Source organism: Pseudomonas sp. Marseille-Q5299 (genome assembly GCF_943737035.1).
GTDB lineage: Bacteria > Pseudomonadota > Gammaproteobacteria > Pseudomonadales > Pseudomonadaceae > Aquipseudomonas > Aquipseudomonas putida_E.
The window spans coordinates 221,217-243,393 of the sequence record NZ_CALSFR010000001.1; the positions used below are offsets into that span (position 1 = coordinate 221,217).

Below are 22,177 nucleotides of genomic sequence, written 5' to 3' on the forward strand. Positions count from 1 at the left end.
GCCTCGCGCCTGCTCGACCCCGACCCCCCGCCCACGTCGAGGTGCGCGCCCTGCAGTTCAGTTGCCGCGATGGTGCGCAGTTGCCCGCCCGCCTCTACGTGCGCCCGGGCGTCACGCCCAAGGCCACCCTGCTCTACCTGCATGGCGGTGGCTATGTGGTCGGCAGCCTGGACTCGCATGACTGCGTGTGCCGGCGCCTGGCCTGCCTGGGTGACTATGCGGTGTTCGCTGCGCACTACCGGCTGGCGCCGGAGCAGCCGTTCCCTACGGCCCTGCACGACTGCCAGGACGCCGCCAGCTGGCTGCAGCACAGCGCCACCGAACTGGGCCTGCCGAGCGCGCTGGTGCTGGCCGGCGACAGCGCGGGGGCAACCCTGGCCACGGTGCTGGCGATCGAAGCCGCGCAACACCCGCAGGCCATGGCAGTGAAAGCGCAGCTACTGTTTTACCCTGTGGCCGAAAGCAATACCCGGCGCGCCTCGCACCAGCGGTATGCCGAGGGTTATCTGCTGGAGAGCGGCACACTGGACTGGTTCTATGACCATTACCTGGGCGCCGCCCAGGCGCACAATGACTGGCGCGCCTCGCCTCTGCTGCACCCGGCGCTGCCGGCCATGGCGCCGGCGTATGTGAACCTGGCCCAGTACGACCCGTTGTTCGATGAAGGCCTGGACTATGCGCGCAAGCTTGAGGCGAGCGGCACACCGACCACCCTGCGCATAGAGGCGGGGCTGACCCACGACTTTCTGCGCATGTCGGGGATCACCGGAGCGACTGGCGAGGTGTATGCCGCGGCAGGATGCTGGTTGGAGCAGGTGCTGGCCTGATGCGAATCTGGGGCCGCTTTGCGGCCCATCGCCGGCAAGCCGGCCCACAGGTACAGCGCAGACCTCAAGAACTGCGCTGTACCTGTGGGAGCTGGCTTGCCGGCGATGGGCCGCAAAGCGGCCCTGATTACGCTGACTGAAATCAGTACGTCGCCCGTACCGTCAGCATGAAGTTGCGTGGATCGCCATAGTAGTTGCCGTAGGTCGAGGTACCGACTGTCTGGTAGTACTTCTTGTCGAACAGGTTGTTGCCGTTGAGGGTCACGTTCCAGTGCTCGTCGATACGGTAGTCGACCATCGCGTTCCAGATCGCATAACCGCTCTGCTGGTATTCGAAAGGCACGTCGGACTGCACTACGTTGCCCAGGCTATCGTAGGTCGCTGCGGTGCCGCTGACCTTGGTCGCACTCTGGATGTCCACGCCACCCCCGACGCGGAAGTCGTTCAGCACACCCGGCAAGCGGTAGGTGGTGAACAGCTTGGCCATGTGCTTGGGCGTGACGGTGCTTAGCGCAGAGCCCGTGTCGCGGTTCTTGTTGATGTTGAGGGTGTAGCTGGCCATCATCATCCATTCCGGCAGGATTTCGCCGGAGATTTCCATGTCGATGCCCTTGCTGATGGTTTCCCCACCATTGACGTAACAGCAGTTACCGCCGAATGCCACCTGGCTCAATGGGTAGTTCGGGTCCTGCACCGCCTGGTCTTCACGCTTGGTGTAGTACAGCGCAATGCTGGTGTTGACCGCACCGCCAAACAGCTCGCCCTTGATGCCGGTCTCGTAGGTTTTGCCGGTCATCGGGTCGAGGGTGCTGCCAGAGGTCGCAGGCCCGGCCAGCAAGTTCTGCTGTGGCTTGAAGATCTCGGCGTAGCTGGCATAGGCCGCCCATTCGTCCGTCAGGTCATAGACGATGCCGCCAAACGGGGTGACCTTGGTCGGTTCGCGCATGTCCACCCGCGACTGCTGGGTCCAGGTCGACCCGGTGGCGTCTGCCGTCTGGTAGGTCTGGTCGAACTTGTAGCGCTGTGCACGGGCACCGACGATCAGGTGCAACGGCTCGGCCAGTTGCAGGCGCAGGCTCGAGTACAGGCCGTATTGGGTCTGGCTGTTGGGCTTGTAGTCGCGGCTGATGACCGGCCGGGCGCCTGGATCATCCCATGGGGTGGAATCGGGATCGAATACATTGACCGGGCCGCCGGCAGTGGTGAAGCGGCCAGTGCCGCGCCAGCGGCTGTCGATCTCTTGATAGTCGCCACCCACCACCAGGCGGTGGTCGAGGCCGAACATGCTGAAGTCGCCGGAGACGTTGACGTCCCAGAGGTTCTGCTCGCTCCACTGGGTGTTGTAGGTGCCGTAGCGGGTCACGCCGGTGCCGGTGACCGGGTTAACAGAGCCCAGCGTGGTGGCGTTGTTGGTGGTGATGGTGTCGTAGATGTTGGTGTAGCTGAGGTTGAGCTTCCAATCATCATTGAGGCGATGGTCGATCTTGGCGAAATACTCGCGGGAAAAGCCGTCCGCGTACGCCCAAGTGGTAGACAGGCCGGTATGGCGCGGCAGGCCAAGGTCTGCACCGTTGCTGTAGCGTGGCACGGCCGAGGCGGTGCCGGTCTCGTGGACCTTGTTGAAACGCAAGCCTGCGGTGAGCATGGTGTCGTCGGTGACATCGGCTTCAAGCACGCCATAGAAGAACGGCTTGTCGGTGGCACGGTTGTCGACGAAGTACTGGCGGTCCTGGTAGGCCACCACCATACGGCCACGCAGCTTGCCATCGAAGCCCAGCGGGCCGGTCACGTCCAGCTCGCTGCGGTAGTTGTCCCAGCTGCCCGCCGAGGCGGTGAACTTGAGCTGGTAGAAGTCCAGCGGGCGCTTGCGCACCAGGTTGATGATACCGCCCGGGTCACCGGTGCCGCCAAACAGTGCGCTGGCACCACGCAGCACTTCGACATGGTCGAACTCGGCGATGTCGTAGATGTTCGACGCGTAAAAGCTGCCGGCGGTGGTGCCCAACGCCATGGGGGCGGCGCCGTCGAGCTGGATGTTCTGGATCGGGAAGCCGCGTGAATAGAAGTCCTGGATACGGAAGGTGTTGCTCTGCACGGTCACACCCGGCACGGCCTTCATCGCATCGTTGATGTCGGTGAACTGGCGGTCTTCGATGACCTGGCGGGTGATCACCGACACCGATTGCGGGGTTTCCTTCAACGAGGTCGGGCTCTTCGAGCCGACGCTGGTCAGGCCCGGTGTGTAGGAGCCGGTGTTCTCGGTAGCCTGGCCCATCCCCTGGCCCATGATGGTGGTTTCGCCGATAACCAGAGCACCGGCGCCGACATCACTGGTGTCGGTGCTGATCAACAGGACCGAATTGTTCTCGATGCGGTAGGTAAGGCCTGCGCCTTCCAGCAGTTGCGCCAGGGCCTGGTCCGGCTCCATGGTGCCGCTGACCTTGGGTGCACGCTTGCCGCTGACCAGGTCGGGCGAGTAGACCATCTGCAGGCCGGTCTGCTGGCCAAGGGCGATCAGGGCCTGGTCCAATGGCTGGGCTGCGATGTCCACCGCAACCGGCTGGGCATGGGCATGGGCCATGGCCACGCTCAGCACCAGTGCCGAAGCCCGCAGGCTCCACTTCGATGGCCCGGCGGCCAAGGCTGCCCCCTTGTTTCGCATACGTTTGGACTTCATGTGCGCAACTGACTCCGACTGTTCTATGAGTGTGTAGGTGACGGTCTCGACGTACCGTTTCTATAAGGGCCTTACGCGTTCGAGCGACGCGTTTTCAGCGGCTTACAGGTAAGACGCACGAACGTGAAAAAAACTGATAACTTTTTTCATTTGCGTTCAATTGGTCGATGGCTCGGGGCTGCCTAACCTCGCACTCATGAAAAACCGGAAGGCTAATGCCAGTCGGTCAATAGATTTGCGGCCGCTTTGCGGCCCATCGCCGGCAAGCCGGCTCCTACAGGTACAGCGCGGTTCTTGAGTTCTGCCCTGTACCTGTGGGAGCCGGCTTGCCGGCGATGGGCTGCGTAGCAGCCCTATCAAACGCTGTCTGAGCTATGCCGTAAGGTTCTTCGCCTTGGCCAGCATCTGCTCCTTTTCCTCAGGGCTCATGCGCTCCAGTTGCAGGCGCGCCTGGGCAATCTTGAGCAACTGCCCGCGATTTGCCTCGTTGGCCTGCAACGCCTCGGCCAGCCCCGCCACTGTGGGGTGCTCGAAGACCAGCGCCGGCGCCACTTCACAGTTCAACAACTTACGAATCCCTGCCACCAGCTTGATGATCAGCAGCGAATGGCCGCCGGCAGCGAAGAAGTCGGTGTGGATACCGATGCTGTCGCGCCCGAGCAACTGCGCCATGCGCTGGGCCAGCAACGCCTGCAATGCATCCTGTGGTGCATCCTGCTGGCCACCCTGCTGCTGCGGCAGCTGCAGCAGCGCGCGACGGTCGAGCTTGCCGTTGGCCAGGCGCGGCAGGCTCGGCAGGCAACGCAGCTGCGTCGGTACCATGGCCGCTGGCAGGCAATCGGCCAGCCGCGCACGCAGCGAGGCTTCATCGAGCCCTTCGGCTTCGCCGTGCACGGCGTAGCAAGCCAGCAGTTCCAGTTGCCCGGGCTGGGTTTCGATCGCCAGCACCGCCCCCTGCGCCACCCCGTCGATCTCCAGCAGGCGCGCTTCCACTTCGGCCAACTCGACACGGAACCCGCGAATCTTCACCTGGTGATCCTGCCGCCCCTGCAGCAGGATGCTGCCATCGGCCTGGTAACGGGCCAGGTCACCGCTGCGGTACAGGCGCTCGCCGGCTTGCAATGGGTTGTCGATAAAGCACGACGCCCCCTGCTCGGCCCCCAGATAGCCCCGGCACAGCTGGCGCCCGGCCACATGCAGTTCGCCCAGCTCACCCACGCCCGCCAGTTGCCCTGCAGGCGTCAGCAAGTAAACGCGGTTGCCGGCCAGCACCTGGCCCAGGCTCGCCATCGGCGTCTCGGCCCGCAGTGGCTGGACCAGCACGCCGACGGTGGCCTCGGTCGGGCCATAGTGGTTGAACACCCGAGCCTGAGGCGCCAGCCGTGCGATGCGCGCCAGCAACTGCGCACTCGGCGCTTCGCCGCCCAGTACCAGGGTCGCTGGCAGGCTGGGCTGCGCGCTGTCGAGCAGCGCCGCCAAGTGCGACGGCACGATCTTCAGGCAATCGATACCTTCGTTGCGCACGAACGCGGCAAAGGCCGCCGGGTCCTGCATCACTGCGTCGCTGGCAACGTGCAAGGTGGCGCCAACCTGCAAGGCGCCGAACAGGCTGGTATGACCGAGGTCAGCCGCCACCGTGGCGCTGAACGCAAAGTGCCTGCAGGCCGAAAGGTCCAAGGCCTGCTCAGCGGCCTGCAGGTACCCGGCCAGTTGCCCGTGTTCGATGACCACCCCCTTGGGCTCACCGGTCGAACCCGAGGTAAACAGCACATAGGCCGCCGTATTGGCCGTGAGCGCTTGCGCCTCGAACGGCGCAGAGGTGTCCGCCAACTGCTCGAACAGCGTGGCATCGATCTGCAACTGCGCGCCGGCCAGGCGGCTGACCTGCTCGCGTCGCGCTGCGGGCCAGAGCGGGTCCAGCGGCAGGTATGCAGCGCCGCACTTCCAGCAGGCCAGTACCGCCGCCAGCCAGTGCGCCGAGCGCGGCAGGGCCAGGCCGACAACGCTGGCGCTGCCAACGCCCTGGGCCTGCAGGTGGGCGGCCAGCGCAGTGGCCAGCTGGTCGAGCTGCTGCCAGCTCCACCCCTGCCCTTGATCGATGATCGCCAGCGCCTGGGGCTGTTCGCGCAGCCAGCGGGCGACCCGTTCGGGCAGCAGTTCGGTGACCGCTGGCAGTGCAGCCTGGGCGTTACGCTCAAGCACCAGGCGACGCTGTTGCTCACCGACAAGGCCCAGGCTGGCCAAGGCCGCGTCTGGTGTCTGAGCGATGCTTGCCAGCAGCGTTACGTACTGCTCGAGCAGTAGCTGCGCCAGTGCCGGGCTATGCCACGAGGCCCAGTACTGCAACAGCGCCTGTGGCGCTGCGCGGTCGCTGTCGACTTGCAGCAGCAGGTCGGGGCCGACCCTCGGCGCGTCCATGCCCACTACCTGCCAACCACCGGCCAGCGGCGGGCAGGCGGGGATCAGGCGAAAACCGATGGCGGCAGGCTCCAGCGCGGGCGTGTGCTCGGGGGTGAAGTATTCCTGCCAAACTGCATGCTGCTCCAACTGCGCGGCCAGGCCGTGCAGCCAGGTACGCAGTGGCTGCTCGGCCTGGTAGTCGACAAGCACCGGCAGCTGCTTGTGATACACCCCTGCACTGTCGGCGAAATAGGTGTAGTCGCCGCGGCTGTCGTGGCACCAGTTCACCACCTGCGCAGGCTGACCATCGAGCCGCGCCAGCAGCAGCCACCAGGCTGCCTGCAACACCATGTCCAAGGGCAGGCCAAGGCCGGCCAGGTGCTGCACAACGGCCGGGGCAAGCGCGGCGCGGGCCTGCGCGCGCTCACCGCGCGGGCTGCCTTGGGGGGGGCGCCGGGGCAGTTGCTGGGCGCTTGCGGGCTTGCCGTTCAGCGCGTTCCAGTAGCTGCGCGCAGTGCTGGCGTCTTCATCCACCACCACCTCGCTGCGCCACTGCAGGTACTGTTCGAAATCGCCGTCTTCGGCTGTTCCCAGTGTGCCCTGGCAGATCGCCGCAAGGCTTGCAGCCAGGGCCGGCAGGCTGGCAGCGTCAACCAGCGCAGCGAGCACACCAAGCACCAACTGGCAGCGCCCCTCGGCCTGCTCGCACACCAGCACGGCGACGCCCGCCCCGGCCTGCACATCCACCTCACGCTCGAACCAGGCCTGGCGGCCGGCGGTATCGCCCGCCGCCAGCCACGTCAGGTCCACCGCTGCCGCCTCGCGCTGAAAAAACTGACGCAGGCCGCGATAACCGGCGGCTTGGCCGATGCGCAGGCGCAGCGCGTCGTGCTGGCCCTGCCACAGCTGCAGGGCAGCCCGCAGCGCGGCGGGCGCCGGGACGCTGTCGAGCTGCAAGGTGATGCAGCGCGCCGCGTCCTGCCAGCGGGCAGGCAGTGCAGTCAGCTCGAGCACCTGCATGGGCAACAACGGCAGGCCGCTCGATTCAACGGTGATGTTCATGCTTGCACTCCTGTGCGGTTCAAGGTGAGGGTTTCAAGGTCGGCACGTTGCATCATGTCGCCCATGGCGACGACGATCTTGCGTGGCCCCTGGAACGGGTCGCGGGCATGTGCGGCCAGCATGTTGTCGAGCAGGATCACATCACCGGCCTGCCAGTCGAAACGCACCGCGCACGCCTCGTACAGCTCACCGATCAACGCCATGTCGGCGTCTTCGATCGGGCTGCCATCGCCGTAGTACACCTGACGCGGCATGCGCTCCAGGCCATACAGCGCCAACAAGTCCTCGCGCACGTCGGCATCCAGGCAGAACACGTGGTGCAGTTGCACCTGGTTGAAGAAACTCTTCTCACCGCTGACCGGGTGCTCGATCACCGCCGGGCAAGGCGTGCGGATCTGCAGTTCGTCGTTGTCCAGCCAGCGCCACTGGATACCCGACGCCTGGCAACGGCGCTCGACATCCGCACGCGAGTCGGTCTTGAAAAAATGCTGCCAGGACACGTCCAGCTTGTCGGTGAAAGTACGTACGTAGAGCAGGCCCTTGTCCTCGAAACGCTGGCGCAGGGGTGCGGGCAGGCGCTGATACATCTGCCGGCAATCGACCACCGGGGTGGCACCGCCAACCGGCGAAGGCAGTTCACAGAAGAACAGCTGTTTGCGCGGCCAGCGGTCCTGGTGGGCACTTTCGTTGTGGAAGAGGATCATCTTCTGCTCCGGATACGGCGTAGAGCGGTAGGTGTTCTTGCCGCCTTCCTTCTTAGGCAGGTCACCGTACTGGCCGTACAGCCCAGGCTGCACAGCCTCGGCGAAGGCCTCGAAGTCCTGCGGGGTCTGCAAGCCGAAACCGCGGAACAGAATGCCGCCATGAGCCACCAGTTTGCGTTCGATCTCGGCACGGTGCTTCACCACCCAGTCGGTCAGGCTCACGCCGGGATCGACCGGCTCGATCAGCAACGGAAACGCCTGCCCCGGTACCATCGCAGCCTCGCGCACTGCGCTGGCCGGCCGGCTTGGCGTGCCGGCGCCGCGCTTGAGGAAACTGCCCAGCTTGTCCTTTTTGGGTTGCCCGCCGGCAGCGGCAGGCGCCGCCACGATTTCACTGTGAACCGCCATAGTGATCTCTCTCAGTTGGATGTGTGGGTTGCCCAGCACCTGGCCCAGGATGTCCAGCCAGCCACGCAGCAGTGCCTGGACCCGTTCTGCCTTGAACAGCTGTGTGGCGTACTGCCAGGTGACGCGCCAGCCGTCCGCGACCGGGTCGATGAACAGCGCCATGTCGAATTTCGAATAGCCGCCCGCCTGCGGCAGCACCTGCACACTCAGGTCGGCCAGGCCGCCATGCGCCACCGGCATGTCGTTCATCACGAACAGCACCTGCACCAGCGGGTTCATGCCTGGGTGGCGCGGCGCGCCAGCAGCCTCGACGATCAGGTCGAACGGCAGCGCCTGCTGCTCGCTGGCATCGAGCAAGGTGGTGCGGGTGCGCGCCAGCCACGCGGCGAAGTCCAGTTGTTCGTCCAGTTGCGAGCGCAGTGGCAGAACATTGACGAAGAAGCCGATCAGCGCCTCAAGGTCGGGGTGTTCGCGGCCGGCGACATCCGCCCCGAGCAGCAGGTCGTGCTGGCCGCTGGCGCGGTGCATCAGCAGCTGGAACGCCGCCAGCAGCAGCATGTAGGGGGTCACGCCCAATTGCGCGGCCCGTTCGCGTACCGCCACGACCGTAGTCGGCGGCAGCTCGTGATAGAGGTTCTCCCCCGCCTGGGACGCCTTGGCCGGGCGCGGCAAGTCAGTGGGTAACTGCAAGCGCCCGCTGCTACCGTGCAAGGCCGTGCGCCACCACTGCGCCGGGGCCTGCAGCAGCCCGGCACGCTCGCGCTCGGCCTGCCATAGCGCATAGTCGGAGTACTGCAGCACCAGCGGCGCGAGCACGGGCGCCTGGCCACGGGCAAGGGCGCTGTAGCTGGCGATCAGTTCGTTGACCATCAGCGCCATCGACCAACCATCGGAAATGATGTGATGCATGTTGAGCAGCAGCACATGGGCGTCGCCGGACAGGCGCAGCAGGCGTGCACGCAGCATCGGCGCCTGGTCCAGGGGCACCGGCTGACGCACGTTGGCCAGTTGCGCTTCAAGCACGCGCAGCTGTTGCTCGGCGGCAGCCAAAAGGCTCAGGTCGTCCACTGGCAGGTCCAGGTCGACCGCCGCCTGGATCACCAGCAGCGGTTCACCTTCGTCGTCACAGGCCACCGCGCTGCGCAGCACTTCGTGGCGCTGCACCAGCACCTGCAAGGCCTGCTTCAGGCATGCGGGCTGCAACGGCCCGTCCAGGCGCAGGCCCAGCGGCATGCCGTACGCCCCGCTACCCAGGGCAAACTGTTCGGCAATCCACAACCGGCGCTGGGCCAGCGACAGCGGTGCGCTGGCCTTGACGCCCAGTGCGCGCAGTTGCGGGCCGGCATCGCTTACCGGCTGCGCCTGGCGCAGGCGCTGAGCGAAATCACACAAGCGCGGGGCGCTGAACAGGTCGCGTACACCGACCCCGGTGTGGCCGTCGCGGTGCAGCCGCGCCACCACCTGCGTGGCCAGCAGTGAGTGGCCACCAGCCTCGAAGAAGTGCTCGAAACGGCCCACTTCGCGCCTGCCCAGCACACTGGCCCAGGCCTGGGCGACCTCGCGTTCGAGCGCATCCAGGGGCGCACTGAACGCTGCTTCAGAGGTGTCGACCTCGATCGACGGCAATGCCTTGCGGTCGACCTTGCCGTTGGGGTTCAGCGGCAAACTATCGAGCAGTTGCAGGCGTGACGGCACCATGTAGGGCGGCAGCACGGCGCGCAGCGCGTCGAGAATGCGCTGACGCAGCCCGGCATCGGCCTGCGAACCGCTGACCGGTACCAACCAGGCGGCCAGGTACAGGTCGGCACCTTGACCGCCCGGCATCACCACGGCCTCGCGCACCTCAGGCAGGGCCAGCAGGCAGGCTTCGACTTCACCGGGCTCGACGCGGAAACCGCGGATTTTCACCTGGTGGTCCAGGCGGCCGATGAACACCAGCTCGCCATTGGCCTGCTGCCGCACCAGGTCACCACTGCGGTACAGGCGGCCCCCGCCGACCGCGTCGTAGGGGTCGGGCACGAAACGTTCAGCGGTCAGCGCCGCCTGGCCAAAGTAACCACGCGCCAGGCAGGGGCCACCGATATACAGCTCGCCGTCAGTGCCGGTATCGAGCAGTTGCAAGGCTGCATCGAGCAGGTAAGCGGTACGCCCCGGCACCGGCGTTCCGATCGGCGCATAGCCGGTGTCGATGCGGGTAGACCCGTCGGCCTGCCACAGCAGCGGGGTGATCACTGTTTCGGTAGGGCCGTAGCCGTTGACGATACGCTGCGGCTGCAAGTGGGCCTGGATTCGCTCGAAGCCTTCACGCGCCAGCGCCTCCCCGGCCACGTTCATGCAGCGCACCGGCAGTGCCCGGCCCTGCTGATGCGCCCACTCGGCCAACTGACAGGCGTACTGGGTGGGGAAGTAGACCACGCTGGCGCGCTCGCGCTCGATCACCTCGAATGCCTGGGCCGCGGTCCAGATCTCATCGCCACGCACGATGCAGCAGGCGCCCTGGCTCAACGGCAACAACCATTGCTCAGTGCCCCAGTCGAAGTTGATCGAAGCGAAGTGCACGAAGCGGTCCTGCGCCGTCACCTGATACTGGCCGACCATGGTCGCGATGTGCGCGGCGATGGCGCCATGGGTCAGGGCCACACCCTTGGGGCGACCGGTGGAGCCGGAGGTGTAGATCAACCCCAACAGGTTGTCGGCGGTGGCTCGCGGCGCAGGGTTATCGTCCTGCGGCGCCAGGGGCTGGTCCAGCCACAACCACTGGGCCGTGCCTGCCAGCGCCAGTGGCTGCGCGGCGCTACGGGTGCCCAGCACCAGCCTGACGGCGCTGTCGTCGAGCATGTCCTGCAGACGCTGACGCGGGTATTGCGGGTCCAGCGGCACGTAGCCGGCACCGGCCTTGAGGATCGCCAGCAGGCCGACAACCATCGTCAGGCCTCGCTCACTGCACAGCCCTACCAGGTCCTCGGGGCCGACACCCCGCGCGATCAACTGTTGCGCCCAGGCGTTGGCCAAGCCGTTGAGCTGGCCGTAATCCAACGTGCCGTCCTCGGCAACCACCGCCACGGCCCGCGGGTTGCGCGCCGCCTGGGCCTCGATCAGCTGGTGTACGCCCAGTGCCGGAACAGTACCTTCAGCGGCCTGCCATTGACCCTGGCAACGCTGATGGCTGGCGGCATCCAGCAGGCTCAGCTCAGCCAGGCATGGGTTGCCAGCGCCAGCGATCGCCTGCAACAGGTGGCCAAACTGGTCGGCCAGGCGCTGCACGTCGGCCAGGCTGAAAGCGTCGTGGCGCAAGCGATAGTCGACCTGCAACTGCTCACCCATGCCCACCGACAGGGTCAAGGCGTAGTGGGGTTGCTCGTGGCTGTCCGGCACACCGAAGCGCGGCCCGTCACCGCCACCTTGCAGCACCTCGGCCACGGGGTAGTTCTCGAACGCCAGCAAGGTGTCGAACAGTGCCTCGCCAGCCCTGCCCGCCCAGCGCTGGATGTCGGCCAGTGGTGTGTATTCGTGCTCGCGTAGTGCCAGGTTGCTGGCCTGCAGCTGTTGCAGCCAGTCGTCCAGGCGCTGCTCAAGGCGCGGGGCGGCCACCAACGGCACGGTGTTGATGAACAGCCCCAGTTGCGCCTCGATGCCCGGCAACTGAGAAGGCCGCCCCGATACCGAAACACCGACGCAGACGGTGTCCTGACGGCAGTGCCGTTGCAGCAGCAAGAGCCAGGCCGCCTGCACCAATGTATTGACGGTAACCTTGCGCGCCCGCGCCGCCGCCTTGATCTGCGCCGATGCAGCGCTGCCAAGGCGTTGCTGCCACAGGCCGTAGCCAGCCGCTTCAACGCTGCGGCGCTGGCTGGCGAGCAGTGTTGGCGCCTGCATGCCCTGCAGCTGCGCCTGCCAGAACGACTGGTCCTGCTGGCGGTCACGCGTGGCCAGCCAGGCCAGGTAGGTACGTGGATGCGCAGGTGCCTGGCGGGGTGCCTGGCCACGGTAGCGTTGCATCACTTCAGCCAGCAACCGGGCATGGCTCCAGCCATCGAGCAGCAGGTGGTGATGGGTGTAGATCATGTGCCAGCGCTGTTCGCCCAGGCGCACCAGGGTGATGCCCAGCAAGGGCGCCTGATCAGTCGCGGCCATGGCCAGGCGCTGCTGCTCGGCCAGGATTTGCAGGTGGTCGGCCGACGCGGCCTGGTCGCGCCAGTCGAGCTGGCTGAACGGCAGTTGCAACTGGCGGCGGATCACCTGCACGGGTTGCTGCACGTCGACCGGCCAGTGAAAGCTGGCACGCAGCCCCGCGTGGGTGTCCAGCGCCGCCTGCCAGGCGGCCTGGAAGCGTTGCGGGTCGAGCTGGTCGATATCCAGGCGCAACTGGTTGATGTAGTCGCCGGCTGCGGCCGCATGCAGGCAATGGAACAGCAGGCCCTGTTGCAAGGGAGACAGCGGCAGGATGTCCTCGATCTGGGCCAGGTCCACTGCCAGGGCGGCGAGCCCGGTGCTGTCCAGATTGCTCAGCGGGAAGTCCGACGGCGTGGCACTGGCAACCCCCGGTTGCAGGCAGTGATCGACCAACGCGCGCAGCTGGCTGGCGAAATCGCTGGCCAGGGCATCGATGGTGGCCTCGTCGTACATCGCCTGGCTGTAGCCGAAACTGATACCCAGCTCGCCCTGGTAGACCTGCCCCTCCACGCTCAGCCAGTTGGCCAGCGGCGCGTCGCCATCCTGCCCCTGCCCGGCCCCTTGAGGGTCGGGCTGCCACAGCGCACCCTTCTCGAACTGGCTGTCGAACTGGCCCAGGTAGTTGAACGTCACCCGCGGTTGCGCCTGGCGCGCCAGTTGCTCGCGTTGCGCCGGTGTGCCCAGGTAACGCAGCACCCCATAGCCCAGGCCACGCTGGGGTACGGCGCGCAGTTGTTCCTTGATGGCCGCGATGCAGGCACCGGGCTGTGCTTGCGGACGCAAGGCGACCGGATACAGGCTGGTGAACCAGCCCACGGTACGCGTCAGGTCGATATCCTCGAACAGCTCCTCACGGCCATGCCCTTCGAGCTGCACCAGCACCTGCTGATTGCCGCTCCAGTTACACAGGGCACGGGCAAGGGCCGCCAGCAGCAGGTCGTTGACCTGCGTACGGTAGGCACTCGGCGCCTGTTGCAGCAGGGCCTGGGTAAAGGCCGGCGGGAAACTGACCCGTACCTTGCGCTCATCCGCCACGCGCGTCTGCGTTACCGCACGGTCACGTGGCAGCGCCTGCGCCCCGGCCTCGCCAAGTGCCAGCCAGTAATCGAGTTGCCCCGCACAGGCGTCGGCATGCCCGGCCAGGCGCTCGGCCCAGGCCTGGTAGCTGCTGGTCCGGGCAGGCAACGGCTGGCCCAGGCAGGCACGTTGCAGGTCTTCGAGCAGGATGCGCCAGGAAACGCCGTCGACCACCAGATGGTGGATCACCAGCAGCACGCGCTGACTGCCGTCGGCCATGGCCACCAGCATCGCCGCCAGCAATGGCCCCTGATCGAGCCGCAGGCTGCGCTGGGCCTCATCGCACAATGCAGCCAGCGCTTGCTCGCTGCCTGCCTGGCGATGCCAGAGCTGCGGCACGCCAGCAGAGGCCGGCGCGTGGTGCTGCTGCCATTGGCCATCAGCCTGGGTGAAGCGCAGGCGCAAGGCGTCGTGCTGCGCCACCACCTGAGCCAGGGCCTGCTGCAGCTGCGCCGCTTGCAGCGGTTCGCGGGGCACCAGCAGCACGGCCTGGTTCCAGTGCTGGCGCACCGGCATGGGCGTGTCGAAAAACTGCAGCTGCACCGGGGTCAGGCGTGCCTCGCCCTCAGCCGGGCGCTGGTCGGCCTGGCGGCTGTCCACGCAGCCCGCAGCCTGGGCCAGGGTGCGCAGCGTCTGGTGCTGGAACAGGTCACGCGGGCTGAGCGCCAGCCCGGCCTGACGGGCGCGGCTGACGACCTGGATGGCAATGATCGAGTCGCCACCAAGCTCGAAGAAGTTGTCGTCCAGGCCCACCTGGGCGATGCCCAGCACTTCGCACCAGACCTTTGCCAGCTGGCGTTCGGCCGCGCTCTGAGGCGCAACATGGGTACCCTGTGCCCCGGCCTCGGGCTGTGGCAGGGCCTTGCGATCGAGCTTGCCGTTGGGTGTCAGCGGCAGGCCGTCCAGTGGCATCAGCTGGCTGGGCACCATGAATTCGGGCAGGCTTTGCAGCAGCCAGTCCTTGAGCTGCCCTTGCCAGCCCTCAGGCGTTGCATTGAGCACCAGGTAAGCCACCAACCGGCGACCATCGAGGGCCAGCACCACGCACTCGCGTACCAGCGCATGCTCGGCCAGACGCGCCTCGATCTCACCCAACTCGATGCGCAAACCACGGATTTTCACCTGGTGATCGAAGCGTCCCAGGTACTCGATCACACCGTCGGCACGCTGGCGCACACGGTCACCGGTACGGTACAGGCGCTCGCCGGTGCCGAACGGGTCGGCGACGAAGCGCTCGGCCGTCAGCCCTGGGCGGCGGTGGTAGCCGCGCGCCAGGCCCACCCCGCCCAGGTACAACTCACCGGCCACACCGACAGCGACGAGCTCAAGGCCGGCGTCGAGCACATAGGTGCGGATATTGGCGATCGGCTGGCCGATAGGCACGCTGTCCTTGCCCTCTTCGACGCAGGTCCAGTGGGTGACATCGATGGCAGCCTCGGTGGGGCCATAAAGGTTGTAAAGCCCCGCTGCAGGCAAACGCGCGAACACCTGGCGCTGGGCGTCCACAGGCAGCGCTTCGCCACTGCAGACGATGCGCGACAGGGTGCTGCAGGCGTGCACACCGGGCTCATGGATGAAGGCCTGCAGCATCGAAGGCACGAAGTGCAGCGTGGTCACCCGGTAGTGCTCGATGGCGCGGATCAGGCGTTGCGGATCGCGGTGCTCGCCCGGCGCCGCGATGGCCAGGCGGGCGCCGGTCATCAACGGCCAGAAGAACTCCCACACCGACACGTCGAAGCTGAACGGGGTTTTCTGCAGCACCGTATCGCTGGCGTCCAGGCCATAGGCTTGCTGCATCCAGCACAGGCGGTTTGTCAGCGCCTGGTGGCTGTTACCCGCGCCCTTCGGGCGCCCCGTAGAGCCGGAGGTATAAATGACATAGGCCAGCTGCGTCGGCTCGACCTTGAGACCCGGGGTGCTGTCCGGCATCGTGTCCAGCACCAGGGCGTCGAGCGCCACGCACTGCACACCGTGCGGCAGCGGCAGGCTGTCGAGCAGCGCCTGCTGGGTCAGCAGCAGGCCAATGCCGCTGTCCTCGATCATGTAGGCCAGGCGCTCCTCAGGGTACTCCGGGTCCAGGGGCACATAGGCCGCACCGGCCTTGAGGATCGCCAGCAAGGCGACGACCATCTCGATGCTGCGCTGAGCCGCGACCCCGACCAGGCTGTCGCTGCCCACACCTTGACCACGCAGGTAATGGGCCAGGCGATTGGCCTGGGCATCGAGCTCGGCGTAGCTGAGCAGGCTGTCGGCGAACAGCAGTGCCGGCGCGTGCGGGGTGCGCTGCGCCTGAGCCTCGATCAGCTCATGCACGCCATACTGCAGCGGGTAGCTGGCAGCCGTGGCGTTCCAGTCCTGCAGCACCCGTTGGCGGGTGGCCGGGTCGAGCATGGGCAGTTGCCACAGCGGGCGTGCAGGGTCAGCCACCAACTCACGCAGCACGGTGAGCCAGTGGCCCGCCATGCGTTCGATGGTCGCCGCATCGAACAGGTCGGTCGCGTAAGTGAACGCAGCGCGCAGCACGCCACCCTGCTCGTACGTGTCCAGGCTCAGATCGAACTGGGTGGTGCGGCTGCGCCACTCCAGTGCGGACAGCTCCAGGCCAGAGCCCAGCGTGACCGCAGCCAGGTCGGCCACCTGCGGCTGGTGGTTGTACATCACCTGGAACAACGGTGCGTGGCTCAGGTTGCGCTCCACCTTCAACGCATCGACCAGGCGCTCGAAGGGCAGGTCCTGATGGGCCTGGGCGCCCAGCACGGTTTGCCGCACTGCCTGCAAATAGGCCAGTGCGTCAGCTTGGGCATCCGGCTGCAGGCGCAATACCTGGGTGTTGACGAACAGGCCGATCAGCCCCTCGACTTCTGCGCGGTTGCGGTTGGCCACCGGGCTGCCGATGCGCAGGTCGCACTGGCCGGTGTAACGCTGCAGCAGCACGCCGAAAGCACCGAGCAGAACCATGAACAGCGTCAGGTTGTGCTGCGCCGCAAAACTGCGCAATTGCTGAGCAAGCGCCGTGTCCACCACCAGCTCCTGGCGGCTGCCTTTGAAACTTGGCGCGGCCGGGCGTGGGCGGTCGAGCGGCAACTCCAGCACCGGCTGCTCTTCACCCAACGTGGCTTGCCAGTAGGCCAGCTGGCGTTCGAGTTCGCCGGCTTCAAGCCAGCGCCGCTGCCACAGGGCGTAATCGACATACTGGATCGGCAGCGCCGGCAGTTGCGGCTGTGTGCCAGCGGCGCAGGCGTCATAACAGCGGCTGAATTCGTCGATCAGCACATTCATCGACCAACCGTCAGCGACGATGTGGTGCAAGGTGAGCAGCAACACGTGGTCCTGCTCAGCCAGTTGCAGCAGGCGGATGCGCAGCAACGGGCCATGCTCCAGGTCGAAGGGGCACAGCGACTCGGCCTCGACCTCGGCTTGCACCCGTGCCTGGCGGGCGTCTTCGGCCAGCTCGCGCAGGTCCAGGCGCTGGATCTGCGGCGCGCCCGGGCGGTGCACCTGGCACAGGCGCTCATCGGCCTGCTGCTGGAACACACAGCTCAGGCTCTGGTGACGTTCGAGCAGGTGGCTGAACGCCTGCTGCAAGGCGGCCTCGTCAAGTGCTCCCTTGAGGCGGACCGCACCTGGCAGGTTATAGGCACCGCTGTGCGGATCCAGCTGCCAGAGCACCCACATGCGTTGCTGGGCGAACGAGGGTGCAAGACGGTCTTGCGCCGCCACCCCGGCCGGAATAGGGAACTGGGAAAAGTCGATGCCCTCTCTGGCCAGGGTTTCAAGGAACAGGCGGCGCTTTTCCAGCGGCAATTCAATGAAACGGCGGGCCAGTTGCAGGGACTTTTCGGGATTCATCAGCTTGCTTTCCGTACGAGTGGGTACCACGGGCAGTGCCCGGCTATCCCTACGAAACGGATACAACCTGCAAAAAATTAACACCGCCAACCCCCTGGCCAGCGCCGGGCGGCGCGCTAAATTTCGCAGCCCGCCCTTCGTTCCGTTCTCACACCCCTCCCCCCACGAAGAGGCTGCGCCGTGGAACTGCAACCTTTGCTGAGCAAGCTGTTCGCCAATGCCGGTGCCGTCGGCGTCGAAGGCACCTTCCAATTCATCTTCGGCCCGCAGCAGGCCTACTGGTGCGAAGCTGGTACCCAGCCGCGCACCGAGGCCGGTCGGCATGCCACGCCGGATGTCACCATCGAAGTCACCCAGCAAGACCTGCTGGGCATCATGGCCGGCAGCGCCAACGTCGAAGAGCTGTTTGCTGGCGGCCGGCTGAAAATCGGCGGCAACCTGGGCCTGGCCACCCTGCTGCCGCAAATCATCGACCTGGCGCGCAAGGGGGTGACGGCGCAGAAGACCGACATGAACCAGCGCCATGTCACGCCACCGCGCTACAGCGAACGTGTGTCGGCCAGCCTGCCACAGCTGACCGAGGTAGAAAGAATCCCCGCCGCGCAGCTGGATGCCGAGCGCTTCCAGCGCAACTTCCTGCCGTACGGCACACCGGTGGTGATCAGTGACGCCCTGCGTGAGTGGAAGCTGTTCAACCTCGACCGCCAGGCTTCGCTGGAGCACTTCGCCGAACTGCAGGGCATCACCCGCCATGGCGACTATGTGAAGAAGACCTTCTCCACCGAGCGCGACTTTCGCTCCACTTCCATGGCAGATTTCATCAACTCGCTGGACAACCCGCAGCCACGCACCGGCAACGGCGAGCCACCGGCTTACATGGGCAACAACATCGTGCCTGCGCAGTTGCTTGAGCTGATCCAGTACCCGCCCTACTTCGAGCGCTCGCTGTACATCGCACCGCGCATCTGGATCGGCCCCAAAGGCACCCTCACCCCTTTGCACCGCGACGATGCCGACAACCTGTTCGCCCAGGTGTGGGGGGACAAGTCGTTCATCCTGGCAGCGCCGCACCATCGCCCGGCACTCGGCACCTGGTCGACCTCACCCAAGGGCGGCCTGGACGGGTGCGACTTCAACCCCGATGCACCGGATTACCAGCGCTTCCCTGACGCGCGCGGGGTGACCTTCCTGCGGGTGCTGCTGCAAGCCGGCGACCTGTTGTTCCTGCCCGAAGGCTGGTTTCACCAAGTGGAGTCGGTGTCGACATCGCTGTCGGTGAATTTCTGGGTCAACTCCGGGCGCGGCTGGTAAGCGGCACAGGACGCGACAGGCATGCCGCGCCAACTCCCGTGGCAGCGGGCTTGCCGAGAAATGGGGCGCAACGCGCCCCCTCGTGAGCTCAGACCGCCGCAGCCAGTGCCTCGGCAAAGCGCTGCGCCACGTCATCGATCTGCTGCGCGCTGATGATCAGCGGCGGCAGGAAGCGCACCACCGCACCGTGGCGCCCACCCAACTCCAGAATGAGCCCGCGTTTGAGGCATTCGCGCTGTACCTTGGGTGCCAGTTCGCGATTGGCCGGTGGGTGGCCCAGCACGTCGCGCGGGCCTTGCACATCGACCAGTTCGACCCCGAGCATCAGGCCACGCCCACGGATATCGCCCAACTGCGGATAGTCGCGTTGCAGCCGCTGCAGGTGATCACGCAGGCGCTGGCCCATGGCCTGGGCATGCTCGGCCAGCCGATGCTCGACCAGGTAGTTGATCACCGCCGAACCCGCCGCCATGGCCATCTGGTTGCCACGGAAGGTGCCGGCATGGGCGCCCGGCTTCCAGGTGTCGAGCCAGTCGCGGTACACCACCACCGCCAGCGGCAGGCTGCCACCAATGGCTTTGGACAGGGTGACCACATCCGGCACGATGCCAGCGTGCTCGAAGGCGAACATCCGCCCGGTACGGGCAAAACCGCTCTGAATCTCATCGACGATCAGTGCCACACCGGCCTGCTCGGTGATACGGCGCACCCCCTTGAGCCATTCGACATCGGCAGGAATCACCCCACCTTCGCCCTGCACCACCTCCAGGATCACGGCAGCGGGCAGCGGCACGCCGCTTTCAGGGTCGAGCAGCAGGTTCTCCAGGTAATGCAGGTTGGCCTTGACCCCGGCTTCGCCACCCAGGCCGAACGGGCATCGGTAGTCGTAGGGGTACGGCATGAACTGCACCCCGTTGCCCAGCAAGGCACCCAGCGGCTGCTTGGGGCCATGGCTGCCCATCAGGCTCAGCGCGCCCTGACTCATGCCATGGTAGGCGCCCTGGAAGGCCAGCACGGTGCTGCGCCCGGTGGCGCTGCGCACCAGCTTGAGCGCTGCCTCCACGGCGTCGGTCCCGGTCGGGCCGCAGAACTGCACCTTGGCTTCACGGCGCAATGCTTCGGGCAGGATGCCGAACAGGTCCTGAACGAAGCGGTCCTTGACCGGCGTGGTCAGGTCGAGTGTGTGCAAGGGTATTTCATCGGCCAGTACACGCTGGATGGCCTCGATCACCACCGGGTGATTGTGGCCCAAGGCCAAGGTGCCGGCGCCCGCCAGGCAGTCGATGAACTGCCTGCCCTCGACATCTTCGACATGGATGCCACGGGCGCGCTTGAGCGCCAGCGGGATGCGCCGCGGATAACTGCGGGCGTTGGATTCCTGTTGCTGCTGGCGTTGCAGCAGGGGCGACTCGGTGAACTCGTACAGCGGTTGCGGCGCACTGGCCGGCGGGACCTGGGCAAGGCTGGAAGCAGTCGACATGGGTAAATCCTCGCAAGCAAGCGAATGTGCGGGTAGTTGTCGCTTGGAAAACGCTTGGCTGGGGGGAGGATTTAGCGCTTGTTATGGGATTTTTTGGGGTCTGTACCGGCGATGGGGCCGGTACAGGCGGCGAAGATCAAGCCCCCGAGCGCGCCGGCACTTGCAGCACCACCCGCAAGCCATCGCTCTGGCTGTCGAAGCGCAAGCTGCCGGCACAGCGCTGCACGATCGCCTGAACAATCGCCAACCCCAGCCCGCAGCCACCGCTCTGGCCGTTGCGCCAAAAGCGCTCGGTCAAGTGCTGCAGGTCATCAGCGGCAATACCAGGCCCATGGTCGCGCACCATGAAACCAATCTGCCCGTCGGCCATCTGCACCTCCAGTTCCACTTCAGTATCACCGCCATGGCGCAGAGCGTTGTCCAGCAGATTGCGCAGCGCCGCCACCGCCAGCGGGGCCGGCATGCCGAGGTAGATCTGCGTGGCCTGCTCGGGCAGGCGCAGAACGATGCGCCGGTTGTCACCCCCACCGGCATCCTGCACGGCCTGCCGGGCGACCTGTTCGGCGCTGCACTGCACGCCATCTTCGAACGACAGGCTGCCTTCGACCCGCGCCAGCAGCAGCAGCTGTTCCAGGGTCCGGTGCATGCGGTCGGTGCCCTGTTCTGCATGTTCCAGCGCCTGTTCGCGCACTGCGCCATCGGTCATGCGGGCCACCTGCAGGTGGGTCTTGATCGCCGTCAGCGGGCTGCGCAGTTCATGCGCGGCGTCGTCGGTCAGCCGCCGTTCGCGCTCGAGGGTCTGCGCGATGCGCAGAAACAGCTGGTTCTGGGTGTCGAGCAAAGGTTGCAACTCACTGGGCAAGCCCGCCACCTGCAACGGCTCAACGCTGTCGGCACGCCGCCTGCGCAAGGCGTCACGCATGCGATTGAGCGGCTCCAGGCCTTTGCCCAGACCGATCCACACCAGCCCCAGGCTGCCGAGCAAGGCCATCAGCACCGGCGCCGAAGCTGCCAGCAGGATCGACTGGTTAAGTGCCTCGCGCTCCATGTGACGGTCGGCAGTGGTGATGCGCACATCGCCATGGTTGTAGGTGAAGGTACGCCACAGTGCACCGTCGATGGTCTGGTCGCGGAAGCCGCTTTGTTCATCGTCCATGCCCCCATCATGCTTGTGGTTGCTGGCAAGAATCTCGCCGCGCAGCGAACTTACCTGGCAGGCCATGCCGTCGGGCACGGTGAACTGGTCGGCGGAAAAGTGCGCCTCTTCGCCCTTGGCGGTCAGCGGCTTGGGCAACTGGTCGATCAGCCCGGCAACCATGCGCGCCGAAGCCACCAGGCGCTGGTCGAGGGAGAACATCATCTGCTGGCGCAGGTCGCGCAGCATCCAGGCAGCAGCGAGCACCCAAATGATGATGAACGCGCTGCCCAGAATCAGGCTCAGGCGTACCCGCAGGCTCATGATGCGGCTTCCTCTGGCGCCTGCGCCGGGCCAAGGCGGTAGCCCAGGCCGCGCACGGTCTCGACGATGCTGTTGCCAAGCTTGCGGCGCAAGTGATGGATATGCACGTTGAGGGCGTTGCTTTCGACTTCGTCGCTGAAGCCGTACACGCAGTCCTTGAGCTGTTCACTGGACAGCACCCGGCCCGGGTTCTGCAGCAGCGCCTGGAGCAAGGCCTGCTCGCGCCGCGACAGGTCGACCGGCTGGCCGGCCAGGGTCGCTTCGCAGCTACTGGGGTCGTAGCGCAGCGGGCCATGCTCGATCACGTTCACCGCCCGCCCGGCAACCCGGCGCAGCAAGGTGTGCAGGCGCGCGGCCAGCTCGCGCAGGTCGAAGGGCTTGAGCAGGTAGTCGTCGGCACCGGCCTGCAGGCCGTCGACCCGGTCGGTGACCGCATCGCGCGCGGTGAGCACCAGCACCGGCAGATCGATGCCCTGCTGACGCAAGCGGCGCAACAGCTTGAGGCCGTCTTCATCGGGCAGGCCAAGGTCGAGGATCATCACATCGAACTGCGCGGCCTGGAGCATGGCCCGGGCGGCACCGGCGTTGGCTACGCGGTCGACGGTCAGGCCTTGGGCGGTGAGGCCGGCGCAGATGCCGCTGGCGATCAGGTCGTCGTCCTCGCAGAGCAGAACGTGCATGGTGGGGGCTCCCGGAGTGGTATGGCTGGCATTGCACTATTGGGGGATTAAGGGGGGATTATGGGCTTTT

General features: G+C 66.3%; 8 protein-coding genes. 2 read left to right on the forward strand and 6 right to left on the reverse strand.

From position 1 onward, the window contains the following. Positions 1 to 80 precede the first annotated feature (80 nt). Entirely contained in the window at positions 81 to 827 is a 747-nt protein-coding gene (locus tag NGJ21_RS00965) for an alpha/beta hydrolase (protein WP_502943485.1), read from the forward strand. Positions 828 to 969: 142 nt separating this feature from the next. On the opposite strand, the gene NGJ21_RS00970 is transcribed toward NGJ21_RS00965, so the two are convergent. From NGJ21_RS00970 to NGJ21_RS00980, 3 genes are all read right to left on the reverse strand, one after another. After that, on the reverse strand, positions 970 to 3,504 hold the full coding sequence (locus tag NGJ21_RS00970; RefSeq protein ID WP_251961691.1) for a TonB-dependent siderophore receptor: 2,535 nt from the start codon (positions 3,502 to 3,504) through the stop codon (positions 970 to 972). A 372-nt stretch (positions 3,505 to 3,876) separates the two neighbouring features. Continuing rightward, positions 3,877 to 6,966: a non-ribosomal peptide synthetase gene (locus NGJ21_RS00975; protein WP_251961692.1), complete on the reverse strand. Its 3,090-nt coding sequence runs from the start codon at positions 6,964 to 6,966 to the stop codon at positions 3,877 to 3,879. Then, the gene (locus tag NGJ21_RS00980) at positions 6,963 to 17,177 is read right to left on the reverse strand and encodes a non-ribosomal peptide synthetase (protein WP_251961693.1); all 10,215 of its coding nucleotides are present in this window, start codon (positions 17,175 to 17,177) and stop codon (positions 6,963 to 6,965) included. The genes NGJ21_RS00975 and NGJ21_RS00980 overlap by 4 nt, the downstream gene beginning before the upstream one ends. 180 nt (positions 17,178 to 17,357) lie before the next feature. Here NGJ21_RS00980 and NGJ21_RS00985 point away from each other — a divergent pair, with 180 nt between their 5' ends. After that, positions 17,358 to 18,488, forward strand: coding sequence for a cupin-like domain-containing protein (locus NGJ21_RS00985; RefSeq protein WP_119687501.1), 1,131 nt, complete (start codon positions 17,358 to 17,360; stop codon positions 18,486 to 18,488). A gap of 88 nt (positions 18,489 to 18,576) precedes the next feature. On the opposite strand, the gene NGJ21_RS00990 is transcribed toward NGJ21_RS00985, so the two are convergent. From NGJ21_RS00990 to NGJ21_RS01000, 3 genes are all read right to left on the reverse strand, one after another. Further along, entirely contained in the window at positions 18,577 to 19,968 is a 1,392-nt protein-coding gene (locus NGJ21_RS00990; RefSeq protein WP_115274259.1) for an aspartate aminotransferase family protein, read from the reverse strand. A 136-nt stretch (positions 19,969 to 20,104) separates the two neighbouring features. After that, complete coding sequence (locus NGJ21_RS00995; protein WP_012315383.1) at positions 20,105 to 21,427, reverse strand: ATP-binding protein; 1,323 nt, start codon at positions 21,425 to 21,427, stop codon at positions 20,105 to 20,107. Then, complete coding sequence (locus NGJ21_RS01000; RefSeq protein ID WP_012315384.1) at positions 21,424 to 22,107, reverse strand: response regulator; 684 nt, start codon at positions 22,105 to 22,107, stop codon at positions 21,424 to 21,426. Before NGJ21_RS01000 ends, NGJ21_RS00995 begins: the two co-directional genes overlap by 4 nt. Positions 22,108 to 22,177: the final 70 nt, after the last annotated feature.